At 68.7% G+C, this 16,457-nt stretch carries 15 protein-coding genes; 5 read left to right on the top strand and 10 right to left on the bottom strand.

From position 1 onward, the window contains the following. The 5 genes from ACZ466_RS01130 to ACZ466_RS01150 all read right to left on the bottom strand — a co-directional run bounded on the left by ACZ466_RS01130 (nucleotide 1) and on the right by ACZ466_RS01150 (nucleotide 4,128). A complete protein-coding gene (locus ACZ466_RS01130; RefSeq protein WP_378280937.1) occupies nucleotides 1–243 on the bottom strand; it encodes a Clp protease/crotonase-like domain-containing protein in 243 nt (80 codons plus the stop codon). Further along, nucleotides 240–1,004 (bottom strand): SDR family NAD(P)-dependent oxidoreductase, encoded by a 765-nt coding sequence (locus ACZ466_RS01135; protein WP_378280936.1) that lies wholly within the window; start codon nucleotides 1,002–1,004, stop codon nucleotides 240–242. Before ACZ466_RS01135 ends, ACZ466_RS01130 begins: the two co-directional genes overlap by 4 nt. Next, nucleotides 1,001–2,476, bottom strand: coding sequence for an aldehyde dehydrogenase family protein (locus ACZ466_RS01140; RefSeq protein ID WP_378280935.1), 1,476 nt, complete (start codon nucleotides 2,474–2,476; stop codon nucleotides 1,001–1,003). Before ACZ466_RS01140 ends, ACZ466_RS01135 begins: the two co-directional genes overlap by 4 nt. A 63-nt stretch (nucleotides 2,477–2,539) precedes the next feature. Further along, a complete protein-coding gene (locus ACZ466_RS01145) occupies nucleotides 2,540–3,124 on the bottom strand; it encodes a carboxymuconolactone decarboxylase family protein (protein WP_378280934.1) in 585 nt (194 codons plus the stop codon). Beyond that, the gene (locus tag ACZ466_RS01150; RefSeq protein ID WP_378280933.1) at nucleotides 3,121–4,128 is read right to left on the bottom strand and encodes an alpha/beta hydrolase; all 1,008 of its coding nucleotides are present in this window, start codon (nucleotides 4,126–4,128) and stop codon (nucleotides 3,121–3,123) included. Before ACZ466_RS01150 ends, ACZ466_RS01145 begins: the two co-directional genes overlap by 4 nt. A gap of 289 nt (nucleotides 4,129–4,417) precedes the next feature. Here ACZ466_RS01150 and ACZ466_RS01155 point away from each other — a divergent pair, with 289 nt between their 5' ends. The 5 genes from ACZ466_RS01155 to ACZ466_RS01175 all read left to right on the top strand — a co-directional run bounded on the left by ACZ466_RS01155 (nucleotide 4,418) and on the right by ACZ466_RS01175 (nucleotide 10,315). Further along, nucleotides 4,418–5,638 (top strand): cytochrome P450, encoded by a 1,221-nt coding sequence (locus ACZ466_RS01155; RefSeq protein WP_378280932.1) that lies wholly within the window; start codon nucleotides 4,418–4,420, stop codon nucleotides 5,636–5,638. A gap of 10 nt (nucleotides 5,639–5,648) precedes the next feature. Beyond that, a complete protein-coding gene (locus ACZ466_RS01160) occupies nucleotides 5,649–5,843 on the top strand; it encodes a ferredoxin (RefSeq protein WP_378280931.1) in 195 nt (64 codons plus the stop codon). Then, entirely contained in the window at nucleotides 5,836–7,023 is a 1,188-nt protein-coding gene (locus tag ACZ466_RS01165) for an NAD(P)/FAD-dependent oxidoreductase (RefSeq protein WP_378280930.1), read from the top strand. The genes ACZ466_RS01160 and ACZ466_RS01165 overlap by 8 nt, the downstream gene beginning before the upstream one ends. 62 nt (nucleotides 7,024–7,085) lie before the next feature. Then, nucleotides 7,086–7,976 carry an SDR family NAD(P)-dependent oxidoreductase gene (locus tag ACZ466_RS01170; RefSeq protein ID WP_378280929.1) on the top strand — a complete coding sequence of 297 codons (891 nt, stop codon included), beginning with the start codon at nucleotides 7,086–7,088 and terminating at the stop codon, nucleotides 7,974–7,976. Nucleotides 7,977–7,984: 8 nt separating this feature from the next. After that, on the top strand, nucleotides 7,985–10,315 hold the full coding sequence (locus tag ACZ466_RS01175) for a xanthine dehydrogenase family protein molybdopterin-binding subunit (protein ID WP_378280928.1): 2,331 nt from the start codon (nucleotides 7,985–7,987) through the stop codon (nucleotides 10,313–10,315). A gap of 48 nt (nucleotides 10,316–10,363) precedes the next feature. Here the strand turns inward: ACZ466_RS01175 and ACZ466_RS01180 are convergent, their stop codons facing one another. The 5 genes from ACZ466_RS01180 to ACZ466_RS01200 all read right to left on the bottom strand — a co-directional run bounded on the left by ACZ466_RS01180 (nucleotide 10,364) and on the right by ACZ466_RS01200 (nucleotide 16,457). Further along, on the bottom strand, nucleotides 10,364–11,116 hold the full coding sequence (locus ACZ466_RS01180) for an SDR family NAD(P)-dependent oxidoreductase (RefSeq protein WP_378280927.1): 753 nt from the start codon (nucleotides 11,114–11,116) through the stop codon (nucleotides 10,364–10,366). 181 nt (nucleotides 11,117–11,297) lie between these two features. Continuing rightward, the gene (locus ACZ466_RS01185) at nucleotides 11,298–12,440 is read right to left on the bottom strand and encodes an acyl-CoA dehydrogenase family protein (RefSeq protein ID WP_378280926.1); all 1,143 of its coding nucleotides are present in this window, start codon (nucleotides 12,438–12,440) and stop codon (nucleotides 11,298–11,300) included. Between the two features lie 112 nt (nucleotides 12,441–12,552). Next, a complete protein-coding gene (locus tag ACZ466_RS01190) occupies nucleotides 12,553–14,178 on the bottom strand; it encodes an AMP-binding protein (RefSeq protein ID WP_378280925.1) in 1,626 nt (541 codons plus the stop codon). A gap of 150 nt (nucleotides 14,179–14,328) precedes the next feature. Next, nucleotides 14,329–15,339, bottom strand: a complete 1,011-nt coding sequence (locus ACZ466_RS01195) for an acyl-CoA dehydrogenase family protein (protein ID WP_378280924.1) — start codon at nucleotides 15,337–15,339, stop codon at nucleotides 14,329–14,331. After that, complete coding sequence (locus tag ACZ466_RS01200; RefSeq protein ID WP_378280923.1) at nucleotides 15,336–16,457, bottom strand: acyl-CoA dehydrogenase family protein; 1,122 nt, start codon at nucleotides 16,455–16,457, stop codon at nucleotides 15,336–15,338. The genes ACZ466_RS01195 and ACZ466_RS01200 overlap by 4 nt, the downstream gene beginning before the upstream one ends.

Consider the following 16,457-nt stretch of genomic DNA (forward strand, 5'->3'; position numbering starts at 1 on the left):
TCAGTGTCCCTTCCAGTGGGGCGTGCGCTTCTCCTTGAACGCCAGGGCGCCTTCGCGGGCGTTCTCGGAGGAGCGCACCGGCTCAATGACGCCGACCGCAAGGGCAGGATCGTTGTCGAGTTCGTCGAGCGCCTCGGCGATCGCCACCGAGGCCGCGGCGTTGATCGCGTTGCGGACCTCGGGTCGGTTGACCACGATCGACGGCACTCCGCCGATCCGCTCGGTCAGGACTTCACCGCTCATCGAGCGGGCATCCGGATCGCCCCGTCGAGGCGGATCGTCTCGCCGTTCAACATCGGGTTGTCGATGATGTGCATCGCCAACCCGGCGTACTCCTCCGGCCGGCCGAGCCGGGCAGGGTGGGGTACCGCGGCGGCCAGGTTGGCCCGGATCTCGTCGGAGAATCGGGACAGGATCGGGGTGTCGAAGGTGCCGGGGGCGATTGTGCATACCCGAACCAGCCGCGATGCCAGGTCACGCGCGGCCACCAGCGTCATGCCGACCACGCCGGCCTTGGCCGAGGCGTACGGCGTCTGGCCGGTCTGCCCCTCCCACGCGGCAACCGAGGCGGTCATGATGCAAACGCCGCGCTCACCCTCGACGGGCTCGTTGCCGACCATCGCGGCCGCGGCCAGCCGCAGGGCGTTGAAACTGCCGACCAGGTTGGTTTCGATCAGCGATCGGTAGGTGTCGAGGGCGCCCGGCACACCGTGTCGGTCAACCACCCGGACGGTGCCCCCGCGACCGGCGCAGTGCACCAGCGCACGCAGCGGCGCCACCGTTGCAGCGGCCTCGACCGCGGCTGACATGGCCTCGGCGTCGGCGACGTCCGCGGGGGCGAAGGTGCACAGGTCGCCGAGACCGTCGGCGATCTCGGCGCCCTGGGAGGAAGGCAGGTCGACGACGACGGTGTGGACCCCGCGCTCGACAAGCGAGCGGACCGTCGCCAGGCCGAGGCCCGACGCACCACCGGTCACCAGCGCGGACGCGTTCTCAAGCCTCATCCGGCAGCCACCGGCCACGTGATCGTCTTGTGCTGTAGGTACTCCTCGAGGCCCCACCGCCCCCACTCCCGGCCAAGGCCGCTGTGCTTGTAGCCGCCGAAAGGACCGTGGGGGGTGACCCGGCCACCGCCGCCATTGACGGCGACCGACCCGGTCCGGATGCGCTGCGCAACGGAGTAGGCGCGGCTGACGTCGCGCGACCAGACTCCCCCGGCCAACCCGTAGCGGCTGTCGTTGGCGATCTTGATCGCCTCCTCGTCGTCATCGAAGGGGATCACCACCATGACCGGGCCGAAGAACTCGTCCTGAGCGACGCTCATTGAGTTCTCGACGTCGACCATCACAGTCGGCTCAAGGAAGTAGCCCGTGTCCAGGCCCTCCGGCCGCTTGCCGCCGACAGCGATCCGGGCGCCCTCTTCCACGCCACGCGCGATCATCGACTCGACACGTTCGCGTTGGCCGGCGCTGATGATCGGCCCGACCGTCACGGTGGGGTCGGTGGCCGGGTCGCCGATCTTGACCCCGCTCGCAAGGGCCGTGACCCGCTCGACCAGCTCGTCGTGGAGGGATCGGTGCACCAGGGTGCGGGTGAGCATGCCGCACCCCTGACCGCAGTTCGCAGTGAAGTTGCGGAGAACGTCGGTGGCGACCCGGTCGAGGTCGGCGTCCTCGAGCACGATGTTGGCGGACTTGCCACCGAGCTCGAGAACCACCTTCTTCAGGGTCGGGGCGGCCTGCGCCATGATGCGGCGTCCAGTCGCGTCGGAGCCCGTGAAGCTCACCAAGTCGACGGCCTCGTGCGTAGTGATCACCTCGCCGACCTCGGGCGACCCGGTGACGAGGTTGAGCACTCCTGCCGGCAGGCCGGCCTCGTCCGCGATCTCGGCCAGCACGAACGCGGAAAGTGGCGCCAGCGGCGAAGGCATCAGCACCGTGGTACACCCTGCGACCATTGCCGGGCCGAGCTTGAACAGGCTCAGCATCCACGGCGCGTTGAACGGGCTGATCGCGCTGACCACACCGAACGGCTCACGGTGCACCACGCCCTGGCCGACCAGGGAGCCGACGATGTTGGGCAGCATCGGCTCGACGAACTCGAACCCCGGGACGACCCGCTCCATCAAGTCGATCCAGCGCTCGATCGGGACGTCGACGAACGAGGTCGTCGCCGCGCGGGTGCGGCCGACCTCGACGGAGTCGATACCGGCCAGCTCGTCCCGTCGCTTCACCATGATGCCGCTCATCTTGAGCAGCACCTCAGCGCGCTCACGGTAGGTGAGCCGCGGCCACGGTCCTTCCTCGAAGGCCACCCGGGCCGCGAGCACCGCGTCCTCCGCGTCCTTCGCGGTGGCGACAGGCACACGGCCGATGACACGTTCGGTCGCGGGGCCGATGACATCGGCCTGGGTCGGCTCATGCGGTGGCCTCCAGGCCCCGTCGATGTAGAGCCGGTCCCACTCGTACTGCTTCATGAACTTCCTTCGGGCTTACTCAGAGGCCGTTCGGGCCGTCGCTCGGGTCGCGTGGGTCGTCGGTCAGGGTGTGCGGTGCGGCTCGCTGAGCCAACCGTCGACCTCGATACCGATGGAGTTGAGCATCCATCCCGTCATCGAGTAGAAGCCGATGAGCATGAGGAGCTCGATGAGCTGCTGCTCGTCGTACTCCTCGGCGATCCTCCGCCAGGTCTCCGCCGAGACCCTCTGGTCGTCGTAGACGTCGTCGACGGCCTGGAGCTTGGCGGCGGTCGTGGTGTCCCACGCGTCGTCGCCCGGACCTGCGATCACCGCGCTGATCTCCGCGTCGGTGACGCCGGACAGCTTCGCCGAGCGGGTGTGATGGGCCCATTCGTACGGGCTGCCCACCCGGTGCGCGACCCGGAGCGTGATCAGCTCGCGGTCGTGCGGCGGAAGCACACCGGTACGGAACCGAGTGCCGAGTTGCGACCACGGCTCGAAGAAGTGCGGGTGCTTGACCAGCGTGCAGGGGAGGTTGCGATCCGGCGTCGCGGCCGAGAAGGACGTTCCCGCGGGCAGCAGCGTATTGAGCCGCTCACGAACCTCGCCGACCCGATCCGCCGCCGGCACCGGCTCGATGAACGGCTGGGACTTGGGTGCGGTCACCGGATCGCCTCCTTCTCGATGAGGTCGCGCAGGTCGGCCGGGACGCGGGCGTCGACGTCCTCGGCCTCGGGGTCCCCCTCGACTCGCACGATGTCGGCGGTTCGCGGGCCGAGGTGACGAGCAAGCCACCGGGCTCCGATCTCCATCACATCGGCCAGTCGTGCCCCGTGGACGTCAGTGTGGCCGGCGCCCTTGAGGATCACGAGACGTTTGGGGGGTCCTGCGGCGCCGTAGAGCTGTTCTGCCTGACTCGTGGGCGTCGTACGGTCGAGCTCGGCGGCGATCAGCAGAAGCGGCCGAGGGGCCAGCCGGTCGACGTAGTCGACCGGTTTGTAGGCCATCGTCGAGTCGGCCGTCTCCGACAAGGGGTAGCGCAGCGCCGCGAGCTCGGGGTGCTTCTCGGCGTGCTTCGCCGCTCGCACGTGCGAAGCGGGCTCGAAGTTCATGATCTCCTCGGGCGCGACTGCTTCGCCCCCGCCGAGGACGCGAGCACGGCGGTCGGCGTCGACGCGCGCGAGGAAGTCCTGCCACTCCCACGGTGTGCGGGTGTCGCGCAGGAGAGCCTCGCCGTCGGCGAAGGGTGTGGTGGCAGCGACGCACCGAACCCTCTGGTCGAGGGCGCCGGCCATCACAGCATGTGCTCCGCCGTAGCTGGCGTCACCCCACAGGGCGACACGGTCGGCGTCGACCTCCGCCCGGGTGGTCACGTAGGTGATCGCGTTGCGGACATCCTCGAGCTGCTCCTGCGCGATGTGGCGCCAGCGCGGGCCTTCACTTTCCCCGAATCCTCGGTACTCGAAGGTGAGGACGACGTAACCCATCTCGGCGAAGCCGCGTGCGTACTTCGGGGCGAACATCCCGAACACCGGTCTGTAGCCGAGACACAGGATGATCGCCGGCGCCCCGGCGGCTGGGCGCCGGGCCTGGTCGGGCAGGTAGATGACGCCATGGAGCGACAGTCCAGGGCCGCTGATGAAGCTGATCGTCTCGGACGTCACCGCCATCTGGGCACTCCTCATCTCGGACTATTTCCAATCTGGCCTCATCAGGACCAGGCAGGGGCCTGACGACGGACTCCTCATGACCGAGGTCACGCTGCACTATGTCACACCGATAGAGCATCTGTGACGTAAGCACATCACGAGGACATTCCGTCACACAAGTGCTCCGGGAAAAATGTACAGGCAACCTGTACAGAGATCCGCATCACACGCTACGATGACACACATATCGGCGCAGTGTGCAACGCCATGTCCGCCCTCTTCTGTCACGTCTCCAGGAAGGCCCGCGCCCGTGACCACCGACACCGACACCGACACCGTCAGCGACTACCCGATGGCTCGCACGTGCCCGTTCGACCCGCCGCCCGAGGTGCTCAGCATCCAAGAGCGCGAGCGGATCACTCGGGTCCGGCTCTGGGACGGCTCCCAGCCGTGGCTGGTGACCGGTTACCGGGAAGTTCGGGACATCCTGTCCGACCCCCGGGTCAGCGCAGACACGGACCGGGCCGGGTACCCCTGGAACAGCGCCGGGCAGAAGGGCCGCCGCGGCGTCATGAAGACCTTCATCAACATGGACAACCCCGAGCACGATCGACTGCGCCGGATGCTCACGCGGGAGTTCATGGTGAAGCGAATGCGCGCTCTACGCCCGGAGATCGAGAAGATCGTCAACGGCCTGATCGACGACATCCTCGCCGGCCCCAACCCGGCCGACCTCGTCGAAGCCCTCGCGCTGCCCGTCCCGTCTCTGGTGATCTGCGAGATGATGGGCGTCTCGTACGAGGAGCGGCACCTCTTCCACGAGCTGAGCCGGACGATGATCTCGCGGCTGTCCACTGCCGAAGAGGCCGTCGCGGCGATGCAGGGCATGATGGAGCTGCTCGCGCGGGTCGTGGACGAGAAGGACAAAGCTCCCGCAGACGACCTGGTGAGTCGGCTGGTGACCGAGCAGATGCGCACCGGCCGGCTGAGCCGCGACGAGGTCGTCAACATGTGCCAGCTGCTGTTGGTCGCCGGTCACGAGACCACGGCCAACATGATCGCGCTCGGCACGCTCACCTTCCTCCGGAACCCTCAGGCCCTGAAGGAACTGCGGACCACCGACGACGCGAAGGTGCACGCGAACTCGGTCGAGGAGATGCTGCGCTACCTGACGATCCTCCACGTCGGGCGACGGCGCGTGGCCACCGAGGACTTCGAGTTCCACGGCCACCAGATCAAGTCCGGCGACGGCATCGTCGCCGCCCACGACGCGGCCGACCGAGACGCCGGAACCTTCGAGAACCCCGACGTCCTCGACATCCACCGTCCCTCGGCGCGCCATCATCTCGCCTTCGGATACGGCCCGCACCAGTGCCTGGGCCAGCCGCTGGCCCGGGTCGAGCTGGAGGTCGTCTACTCGACGCTCTACCGCCGGATCCCGACGCTCGAGCTCGCGGTACCGATGGACCACATCGTGTTCAAGACCGACAACGTCGTGTACGGCATCGACGCACTGCCCGTGAAGTGGTGAGAGGACGACCATGAAGGTGACCATCGACGAGGAGAAGTGCGTCGGCGCGGGCCAGTGCGTGTTCAGCGCGCCCGACGTCTTCGACCAGCGCGACGAGGACGGCATCGTGGTGCTCCTCGACGCCGACCCGCCCGAGCGGCTGCACGACGAGACCCGCGAGGCCGCCCACGTGTGCCCGGCCCTGGCCATCATGATCGATGAGTGAACGGCACCCCCGGCCCGCCCGGGTCGTCGTGGTCGGCGCTTCGGCGGCGGGCCTCACCGTGGCCGAGGCACTGCGCCGCGAGGGCTTCGCCGGCGAACTGGTGATGGTGGGCGACGAAACCGAGCCGCCGTACGACCGTCCCCCGCTGTCCAAGCAGGTCCTCAAGGGCGACTGGCCGCTGCGGAAGACCCACCTCCGGAACGAGGAGACCCTCCAGGCACTCGAGGCCGAATGGGTGCTCGGCGCACCCGCCGACTCCGTGGACCTCGGCCGCCGCGTGGTGACCGTTGGCGATCGCGAGATCCCGTACGACGCGTTGGTGATCGCGACCGGGGTGCGCCCGCGAACGCTCCCCAGCGCCCGACAGGTCGGCGTGCACACACTGCGAACCCTTGAGGACGCGACCCGCCTGCGGCGAGACCTGCGCACCACCGCTCGGCTGGCCGTGATCGGCTCAGGGTTCCTGGGCATCGAGGCCGCGGCCGTGGCACGACAGATGGACCTGGACGTCACGGTGATCGACGTGCTGACCGCACCTCTGGTGCGCCAACTCGGACCCGAGATCGCCGCCCATGTGCTCGACCTGCACCTCGGACACGGCGTGGAGTTCCGGCTCGGGACCTCCGTGCCGGCCATCGAGACCGGTTCGGACGGGCGGTCGCACATCCACCTCGACCAAGGTGACCCGGTCGTGGCCGACGCGGTGCTGGTGGGCATCGGCTCGCTGCCCAACACGGAGTGGCTGGCGGACTCCGGGCTGACCATCGAGAACGGCGTGGTATGCGACCAGCACAACCAGGCCCATCCGCACGTATGGGCGGCCGGCGACGTCGCCCGCTGGTACCACCCCGGCATCGGCCGGCACCTGCGCATCGAGCACCGCATGAACGCCACCGAGCAGGGCATGAACGTCGCCAAGGCGATCATGGGAAACCCGGTGCCGTTCGCGCCGGTCCCCTATTTCTGGACCGACCAGTACGACGTGAAGATCCAGGCCTACGGCCACCTGGGTGGCGACTGCGAGGTCGAAGTCGTCGCCGGGTCGTACACAGGAGGCAGGTTCGCCGCGGTCTACCGCGTCGAAGGCGAGATCGTCGGCGCACTGAGCTGGAACATGCCGCGTGAGGTTCGAGCCCTGCGCCGGCAGCTCGTGGAGCGGATGAAGGCAGCCACCGGCTGAGACATGCCCTGCTCCCAGTCCAGGCTTCCCCACGTGCACGAGAACGAACGAAGGAGGCTCCGATGGGTGAGCTCAGTGGCAAGGTCGCGGCGATCACGGGAGCCGGAGCGGGCCTCGGCAGGCGCTACGCGCTCGACTTCGCCCGCGAGGGTGCCGCGGTGGTCGTCAACGACCTCAACGTCACTGTCGAGGGTGACGCGCTGGGATCGGACAACGCCGCCGACGTCGTGGCCGAGATCGTCGCGGCCGGCGGGCACGCGGTGGTCAACCACGCGGACGTGTCCGACCCCGAGGGCGCCGCCAGCATCACGAGAACGGCGGTCGAGTCATTCGGGACCATCGACATCCTCGTCAACAACGCCGGAGTGGTCATCGACGCCCCTGTCCCGCGGATGAGCGACGCGGCGTTCCGCAAGGTCATCGACGTGCACCTCACGGGCACGTTCCTCGTTTCCCGCGAGGCATTCGCGCACATGGCCGACCACGGCGGCGGTGCCATCGTCAACACCACCTCGCGCAGCGGTGTCCGGGGCAAGTCGACGCAGGCGAACTACAGCGCGGCCAAGGGCGGCATCGTCGCCATGACCAGCACGCTGGCCATCGAGGGCGACGCCTTCGGGATCCGCGCGAACACCATCTCCCCGCGCTTCGCGAGCCGCGCCTGGGGCGACGGCCGGGTGACCTCCAGCGGCGTCCTGACTCCCGAGATGCGGCAGTTCTACACCAGCGATGCCGCAGCCCGGGTCGTTCTCTACCTGGCCAGCGACCGCTCGGCCGCGCTCTCGGGCCGTGTTCTCTTCGCGAGCGCCGACGCGATCCAGGAGATGCGCTGGACCGGGGCGGAGACCTGGGTGCCCGGCGGCAACGACTGGGACCTCGACGACCTGGAGAAGGCGATCGCCGACGGCCACGTGCTCTTCACCGAGGATTCCAACCTCGGCCGCCCGATCTGAGGACGGCGATGACCACCAGCACCACCACCTCGGTTCCGGGCACCGGCGGGGACCGATCGCGTCCTGCGGTCGGCGATCCCCGCACCCGCCACGAGGACGATGGACTGCTCCGCGGGGCCACGGCGTTCACCGGCGACCTCGAGGTTCCAGGCATGCGATATGTCAGTCTCGTCCGTTCCCGCACCGCACACGGCCGGATCCGGGCCGTCGACACGGCCGCGGCCCGCGCCCTGCCGGGGGTGGTCGCCGTGCTCACGGCGACGGACCTGAACCTGCCCAAGCTCGCCGCGTCCCCCGCCACCCTCCCCATGGATCCGCGACTGCACCGCCCGCTGCTGGTGGGCGACAGGGTCCGCTTCGTCGGTGAGACGATCGCCGTCGTCGTGGCCACCTCCGCGTCCACCGCGCGTGCCGGCGCGGCCCGAGTGGAAGTCGACGTGGAGGAACTCGAAGCGGTTGCGTCGGCCGAAGACGCGCTGGCCCCGGGCAGCCCGCGGCTCTTCGAGGACTTCGACGGCAACGTCTGCCTCGAGACGCTGCTCGAGACCGGCGACCCCGACATCGCCGGGCCGGTCGAAGTCGCCGTCCGCGTCGAGCAGCCCCGCATGGGTGTCATGCCGATGGAGCCCGCAGCGGTCCTGGTCGTACTCGATGCAGACGGCGGCCTGGACGTCATCGCCTCCACCCAGATGCCACACCGGTCACGTCTGATGATCTCGGCGCTGCTCGGCATCCCCCTTGACCGGCTGCGGGTTCGCTGTCCCGCCGTCGGAGGCGGGTTCGGCGGCAAGACCCCGTTCGACGCCGACTACCTGTTGGTGATCGCAGTCGCCCGCCACCTGGGCGTTCCGCTCCGGTGGACGCAGACCCGGCACGAGAACCTGCTCACCATGCAAGGCCGTGGATACGCCTTCGACGTGCGCCTGGTCGCGGAGGAGGACGGCAAGGTGCTCGGCCTGCGGGTGGAGGCTCTCGGCGATGCGGGCGCCTACCCAGGAGTGGGCGTCAGCCCCATCCACACCGCACGGGGCCTGCTCACCGGCACCTACGACATTCCCAACCTGCGCGCGCGCATTCGTTGCGTGATGACCAACACCGCACCGACGGGCGCTCTGCGGGGCGCGGGACGACCGGAGGGGATTCACGTCATCGAACGCGCCATGGACGAGCTCGCGGCGCGGCTCGGGATGGATCCGGCCGAGGTCCGCAGACGCAACTTCGTGGTGCCCGGACAGTTCCCCTACACGAACGCGGGCGGGGAGACGTACGACAGCGGCGACTATCACCGCGCGCTCGAGACCGCTCTGTCCGCGGCCGACTACACGGCGCTTCGCCGCGAGCAGGCCGCGCAGGACCCTGCGGGACGCAGCATCCTCGGGATCGGGATCAGCTCGTACGTGGAGGTATCGGCCAGCCCCAAGATCGGCCTCGCCGCCGAAGGCGCCCGCGTCATCCTCGGGTCCAGCGGTGACATCGAACTCCGGGTCGGCACATCCGCACACGGGCAGGGTCACTGGACGATGTACAGCCAGATCGCCTCCGCTGTCCTTGGCATCGCACCGGAGCGTTTCACCCTCGCGCCCGCGGACACGGACCTCACCTCTTTCGGTCAGGGCACGGGCGGCTCAAGGTCCGCGCAGATCGGCGGGTCCGCCGTACACCTCGCCTCGGTCCACCTGCTCCAGCAGGCGCACGCCCTCATCGCCGAGCAGGTCACGTGCGGTACCGATGAGATTCGGCTCGTAGACGGGGAGTTCATCGCGGGCGGCTCACGCTACGACTGGTCCCAGGTGGCCGCCCTCGCCGAGCACACTGGTCTCGCCGGTGAGCATCATTTCGACCAAGGTGCGGGCACTGCGCCGTACGGTTGCCACATCGCCATCGTCGAGATCGACACCGGCACCGGCAAGGTGCGCATCCGACGCTTCCTGGCCGTCGACGACTGCGGCACGGTCATCAATCCGTTGATCGTCAATGGACAGGTTCATGGCGGGATCGGCACCGGCATCGCCGAGGCGCTCTTCGAGCAGATCACCTTCGATCCGGGCGGTCTTCCGACAACGGCCAGCCTGGCCGAGTACCTCATGCCCAGTGCCGCCGATCTCCCGTCGATCGCAGTCATGCACACGGTCACGCCGACGCCCCTCAACCCCCTGGGCGCCAAGGGCGTCGGCGAGTCCGGCGCTACGGGGTCCCTGGCCGCCGTGCACAACGCCGTGATCGACGCGTTGCGCGCCGTCGGCGCCGGGCAGGTGTCCATCCCGGCGACACCTGAGCGCGTGTGGCGGGCGTTGCACGCTCGGGAAGCCGGCCGGGACCGGAGCGGGACCGGAGTCTGAAAGGGCAGCGGCAAGCCGCTGCCCTTCCGGCTCTGTCGGCACCTTCGGTCAGCGCAGAACGAAACCGCCGTCGACGATGATCTGCTGCCCCACGAGGTAGGACGCCTGGTCCGACAAGGCCCACACCACGGCCTCACCTACCTCGGTGGGAGTTGCCATGCGGCCCCAGGGCACGATCGACTTCATGACGTCGGCGAGGTCGCCACCGCTGCCGACCATCGGGGTGTCGGTGACACCGGGCGAGACCACGTTGATCCGGATGTTGCGGGTGACGTAGTCCAGCTGCGCGCTCTGGCTGATCCCGACGATGCCGTGCTTGCTCGCGGTGTAGGCGCCGTGCTGTGTCAGCGGCTTGGTGGCGTTCACGGACGCGATGTTGACGATGCTGCCGCCGCCGGCGGCGAGCATGTGCGGGATCTGGTATCTCATCCCGTAGAACGCGCCGCTGAGGTTGATCCCGATCGTGCGCGCCCAGTCCGCGACGTCGATCTCGTGCAGATCGGCCTCCTGGCCCGGCACCGCGGCGTTGTTGACCGCGTGGTGAAGCCCGCCGAACTCGTCGACGATGCGGGTAACGGCGGCCTCCACCTGCGTGGGGTCGGCGACGTCCGTCGGAACGGCGATCGCGGATCCGTCGGCAGCCCCGTTCAACTCTTCGGCGACACCCGCGAGCAGGTCTTCCTGCAGCCCGACGAGACCCACCTTGGCACCGCGTTCGGCGAGCAGCCGGGCGGTCGCTGCCCCGATCCCGGTCGCCGCACCGGTCACCATCGCGACCTTGCGGTCGAAGTCCTGCGCCATTCAATCCACATCCTTGGGTCGTGCGTCCGAACCACCCCAAGGCAGTTCTGGCACAGAGTTACGAGATATGCGACATCATGTCGCCGTGACCGCCATCACGTCAACGCTCCGGGCGGGCGAAGAGCCGCTCCGCCGATCCGAAGGCCACCTGCGACGGCCGGCACGCCAACGGGCGCTGCCGTCATCTCAAACCCATCGACTTGGCGATGATCACCTTCATGATCTCGCTCGAGCCCGCGTACAGCCGGGCGGCGCGGGCGTCGACGTACGCCCGCGCGATGGGGTACTCCTCCATGAAGCCATAGCCGCCGAAGAGTTGCAGGCATCGGTCGAGCACCCGACCCTGCAGTTCGGTGGTGAACAGCTTCACCTTGGCCGCGTCGGCCGGGTCGAGATCACCGGTCTCGTTGGCCACGAGCGCTCGGTCGACCAGCGCCTGGCCGGCCTCGACCTCGGTGGCGCAGGCGGCCAGCTCGAACTTCGTGTTCTGGAACGCCGAGAGCGTGGTGCCGAAGACGCCGCGGGTGTTGACGTACTCGACGGTGGCCTCGACCGCCGCGGCCGCCGCCGCCTGGCTGTTGATGCCGATGGACAACCGCTCCTGAGCAAGGTTGCGCGTGAGGTAGGAGAAGCCCTGCCCCTCCTCGCCGAGCAGGTTCTCGACCGGGACCTCGACGTCGTCGAAGACGAGCTCTGCGAGATCCTGACCCTTCAGGCCGATCTTGTGCAGCTGCTTGCCGCTCTCGAATCCCTTCATGCCGCGCTCGACGACCAGCAGGCTGAGCCTGCCGCGGTCACCGGCGTCGCCCGTGCGAGCCGCGACGATGATCAGGTCGGCATTGCCACCGTTGGAGATGAAGGTCTTCGCGCCGTTGAGGACGAAGCCGTCACCGACCCGGCGAGCACCTGTCGTGATGCCACGGAGGTCGGAGCCCGCGCCCGGCTCGGTCATCGCCAGAGCCGCGACCGCCTCACCCGAAGCCAATCGGGGCAGCCACCGAGCCTTCTGGTCGTCCGTGGCGAGGTGCAGGTAGTAGGGCATGCAGATGTCGGTGTGCACGCGCAGACCACCGAGTGCCAATCCGGCCCGCTGCGCCTCCTCCGTGAGGATGGCGTTGAACAGGAAGCTGTCGATCCCACCCCCGCCGTACTCCTCGGGGATCTGGATTCCGAGCAGACCGAGTTTGCCCGCGTCGAGCCAGAACGACCGAGGAGGAACGCCCGCCGAGCGCCACTCGTCCTGCTCGAGCGTGAGGTCGGCGTAGAACCGGCGCACCGTCGATCGAAAAGCCTCGTGCTCGTCGTCGTAGAGGTCGCGCTTCATGTTGCTGGTCCTTCGTCTTGCGGTCGATTCCGCGCATGAGGCAGCCTGCCGCCGCCCGATGTCGGCCGGCGGCAGGGCGCGCACGGCGCCCTGGGGTGGGAACAGAGGGTGGTCAGACCGGTTTCGCTTCGACGAAGTCCTTCGCCGTGGCGTCCCACGTCGAGGTCGTCAGGCCTTGGGACTTGATGCGATACTTCTCCACCTTGGCGATCGGGTTACGCGGGAGGCTGGCGACTATCTCGTAGTAGCGAGGGACCATGAAGAACGGGAGCTTCTGCGCGCAGAACTCCTGGAGTTCGGCGTAGTCGACCGTGGCGTCCTCGACGAGCTCGACGACGGCGAAGATGTCGTCCTCCATGACCTCGCTCGGCACGCCGACAGCAGCCGCATCGTTCACTGCCGGGTGTTGACGCAGCACGTCCTCGAGCTCGGCGGCCGAGACGTTCTCTCCCCGGCGCCGCAGTGCGTCCTTCTTGCGGCCCTCGTAGTAGAACCAGCCGTCCTCATCGATACGGCCCAGGTCACCGGTGTGGAACCACAGGTTGTCCATGGCCTCTTGTGTCGCCGCCGGATTGCGCCAGTAGCCGCTGAACATCACCTGCGACTTCTTGGGCCGGACGACGATCTCACCGGTGGTGTCGAGGGGAACGTCGACGTCGCCGTCCTCGACCAGCCGCACCTCGAACAACTCATCGTTCACTCGACCGGCCGAATTGGGCGGATACGGGACGTCCAGCCCGCCCTTGGTGATCTGGCACGCCTCGCTCAGGGCGTAGCACGTCACGATCTTGCAGTCGAACCGCTCCTCGAACTGCTGCTGGATGGTACCGGGCACGGGCGCAGCGAAGATCGCCCGCATCGGCAGTTCGGCGTCCTCCGGAGTCTCGGGCTGGTTGTAGAGCATGACGATCATGGACCCGAGAAGGTGCACCACGGTGGCTTCCGTCTCCCGGACCCGCTGCCAGGTTCGGCTCACGGAGAACTTGGGGTCGAGAACCGTGTGCTGTCCCGTGAGGAGCGAGCCGACCACGCCACACGCCTTCGCCGCGAGGTGGAACATCGGCATCGAGCCGAAGTAGGTGTCGTCCTCGGTGGACTGGTAGAGCCCCAGCATCTGCCTTGCGGCCGAGAGCAGGTAGTTGTGGCTGAAGGTGACCCCCTTGGAGGCACCCGTGGTGCCGGAGGTGTAAATCACCGACGACATGTCACGGTAGGAGATCTCGCCGGGCAGGTTGAGGCGGGACGCCTCGCCTTCCTCGAGATGCTCCCACGGCACAGCGTCCAGCCCGGCGGCGCGCAATCGCGCCAGCCCGCTCGAGTCTCCGCCCCGCAGCACCACGATCTCGACGCCCCCGTCACGGGCCGTGTCGCGCACCGTGTCCAGGTACTCGTCGTCGCACAGCAGGACGCGGCTGTTCGCGTTCTGCAAGGTACGGCGCAGGAAGTCGCCCGTGTACGCCGTGTTGATCGGGATGTCGACCGCGCCCAGGCGAGACGCACCGAGCCAGCCGAGGACGTGGTCGGTCGAGTTGGCCATGAGCATGCTGACCGGCTCGCCGCGCCCCACCCCGAGCCGGAGGAGGCCGTTCGCGTAGCGGATCGAGCGAGTGGCCATGTCCGCGTAGCTGATGTCGACGCCATTGATCGTCACCGCGACACGATCACCCGACATCTCGGCGCGACGGTCGAGGACGACGGGCAGCGAGACCGCGTCGTCGGGCTGCCAGGCCGCGGTCACCGTCGTCCCCTCGCGATCGGTCGACCCGCCTCAGTGACTGAGAAGCTCATCGTTCTCATCCTCACTCCACGACTTGTGCTCGTCCATCGCGGGGCCACCGCGACAAACCACTGTTCGACACAATGACACAAACCTCGTAATGCGTGCCACCTATGCGGTGAACGCATCCCAGACCGCCGACTCGCCGCCCTCTCGAGCCGCGCGGCCGACCAGTTCGGACCATCTCCGGGCGCCACCATCGGCGTCTCGCCAAGACCACAGCCGCCTCGTGTAGGCACCCAGTCCGTACTCCTCAGTGATTCCCATGGCGCCGTGCAGCTGATGTCCCCGCGCCGCGACATCGGTCGCGACCTCGTCGGCGATGGTGCGGCAGATGGCTGCGGCCTCGAGGAAGCCGCCGGCGGCGTCCCGCTCGGCGAGCAGGGCGGCGCGCTCCACGACGCTCTCGAGCTGGATGAGTCCGGTCCGCATGTGCGCCACAGACGCGGCGACCGCCGGGATCCGCACCAGTGGCTTGCCGAACTGTTCCCGGGTCATGACGTGTGCCCGCGCCAGGGCATGGACCCCGCGCGCGGCTCCCAGGACCTGGGCGCTCCACAGGATTCCCGCGCGAGCCCGCGCTGTCGTCCGCTGCCCGGCCCACCGACCGACCTCGACGACCCCACCGAGGGCGACGGTGTCCACAGGTCCGCCCGCCAGGTCCTCACCGGTCGTCACCACGTTGACCTCGCGAGCAACCGACACGGTGCCGTCGGCTGCGATCAAGACCACTTCGTCGAGCCATCTGCCCCACGGCACGACCAGGCGACCGTCGTCGAAGCCATCGTCGACGATCAGTCCACGCGTCACGGGGGTGACGGCTTGATCGCCGTGGCCGAGCACCCAGGACGCGACCAGGTTCGTGGGAAGCGGGAGGTCGAGCCCTCGCAGCGCGGCCTGCTCGCAGAGGACGACCTCGTCGAGGAACGTGCCGCCCGAGCCACCGGCGTCCTCCGCCACCGAGATCGCGGTGAGCCCGAGTTCCACGAGCCGCGGCCACGCCGCCGGCGGCTCCTGGCCGAACGCGGATGGCGAGTCCTTCGCGATGTCCTGCACCAGCCCCGCGAGGTCGCGGTGGCGCTCGGCGAGGACGGCGGTCCCTTCAGCGGTACGTCGGCTCATGCGACTGACTCCTGTCGAGCGATGAGGGACAGCATCACATCCGCCGCTCCGCCGCGGATGGTGAAGCCGGGCATCGACATCAGTGCCTGCCCGACCAGGCTGTCGGCCGTCAGCGGTCCATCGTGGGCCTGCCGGGCGAGGTCGACGAGGTCCTGCTCGAACGTGTTGCCCAGCAGCTTGAGCGTCGCCGCCTCCTGTACCGGTGCTGCTCCGTTGTCCATCAGCCGCGCCACGCGATAGGCGAGTCGCCTCAGCATCGCGAGACGCGCGACCGCCTGCCCGATCTGCACATCGAGGGAGCCGTCGGCAGCGCGCGGGCCGGCGAGTATGCCGGCGAGCAAGATGTAGGACGAAAGGGCCCGCTCTGGTCCCCCGCGCTCGAAGCTCAACTGCTCTACGACCTGCGACCAGCCACGGCCGCGCTCACCGACGATGCGACGCGCGGGCACGACGGCGTCGTCGATGAGCACCTCGTTGAAGTGGTGCTCCCCTGCGATGTCCGGGATCGGCGAGACCGTGATGCCCGGAGTGTCCATGTCGATGATGAACTCGCTCAGGCCCTCATGCTTGCGCTCGCCGGGATCGGTCCGGGCGAGCACGTACATGTGGGTGGCCCGATGGGCGTTGGTCGTCCAGACCTTACGGCCGCGCAGCACGAACGTACCGTCCGGTCGCTCGGTCGCCGTGGTCCGGACCGACGCCAGGTCCGAGCCGGCCTCCGGCTCGCTCATCCCCAGGCAGTAGACGGCTCGCCCTGCGACCATGTCGGGCAGCAGCTCCCGGCGCAGCTCCTCGCTACCGTGCCGCAGCACCGCCGGGCCGATCTGGCGATCCGCCATCCAGTGGGCGGCGACCGGAGCCCCCGCCCGCAGGAGTTCCTCCGTTACGGCCAACCGGTCCACGTTACGCAGGGCGGCACCACCGTACTCGACCGGCCACGTCAGGCCGATCAGTCCGGCGGCCGCGAGAGCAGCCGAGAACTCTGGGTCGAACCCGCGCATCCAGTTGTCAGGCCGCGGCTCGTAGCGTCCGGTGTCACGCCACCGCGCTGTCAGCGCGCGCACTCGCTCACGCAGCTCTGCCGTGCCGGCGGCGGGCCCTTCGTCGAAGTCCAGCAT

The organism is Actinomadura rugatobispora (genome assembly GCF_055379765.1).

What these genes read in the sequence shown, in the direction of transcription:
- ACZ466_RS01130 (WP_378280937.1), bottom strand. Translation starts at nt 243, where the DNA reads ATGAGCGGTGAAGTCCTGACCGAGCGGATCGGCGGAGTGCCGTCGATC.
- ACZ466_RS01135 (WP_378280936.1), bottom strand. Translation starts at nt 1,004, where the DNA reads ATGAGGCTTGAGAACGCGTCCGCGCTGGTGACCGGTGGTGCGTCGGGC.
- ACZ466_RS01140 (WP_378280935.1), bottom strand. Translation starts at nt 2,476, where the DNA reads ATGAAGCAGTACGAGTGGGACCGGCTCTACATCGACGGGGCCTGGAGG.
- ACZ466_RS01150 (WP_378280933.1), bottom strand. Translation starts at nt 4,128, where the DNA reads ATGGCGGTGACGTCCGAGACGATCAGCTTCATCAGCGGCCCTGGACTG.
- ACZ466_RS01160 (WP_378280931.1), top strand. Translation starts at nt 5,649, where the DNA reads ATGAAGGTGACCATCGACGAGGAGAAGTGCGTCGGCGCGGGCCAGTGC.
- ACZ466_RS01165 (WP_378280930.1), top strand. Translation starts at nt 5,836, where the DNA reads ATGAGTGAACGGCACCCCCGGCCCGCCCGGGTCGTCGTGGTCGGCGCT.
- ACZ466_RS01170 (WP_378280929.1), top strand. Translation starts at nt 7,086, where the DNA reads ATGGGTGAGCTCAGTGGCAAGGTCGCGGCGATCACGGGAGCCGGAGCG.
- ACZ466_RS01175 (WP_378280928.1), top strand. Translation starts at nt 7,985, where the DNA reads ATGACCACCAGCACCACCACCTCGGTTCCGGGCACCGGCGGGGACCGA.
- ACZ466_RS01180 (WP_378280927.1), bottom strand. Translation starts at nt 11,116, where the DNA reads ATGGCGCAGGACTTCGACCGCAAGGTCGCGATGGTGACCGGTGCGGCG.
- ACZ466_RS01185 (WP_378280926.1), bottom strand. Translation starts at nt 12,440, where the DNA reads ATGAAGCGCGACCTCTACGACGACGAGCACGAGGCTTTTCGATCGACG.
- ACZ466_RS01195 (WP_378280924.1), bottom strand. Translation starts at nt 15,339, where the DNA reads ATGAGCCGACGTACCGCTGAAGGGACCGCCGTCCTCGCCGAGCGCCAC.
- ACZ466_RS01200 (WP_378280923.1), bottom strand. Translation starts at nt 16,457, where the DNA reads ATGCTGGACTTCGACGAAGGGCCCGCCGCCGGCACGGCAGAGCTGCGT.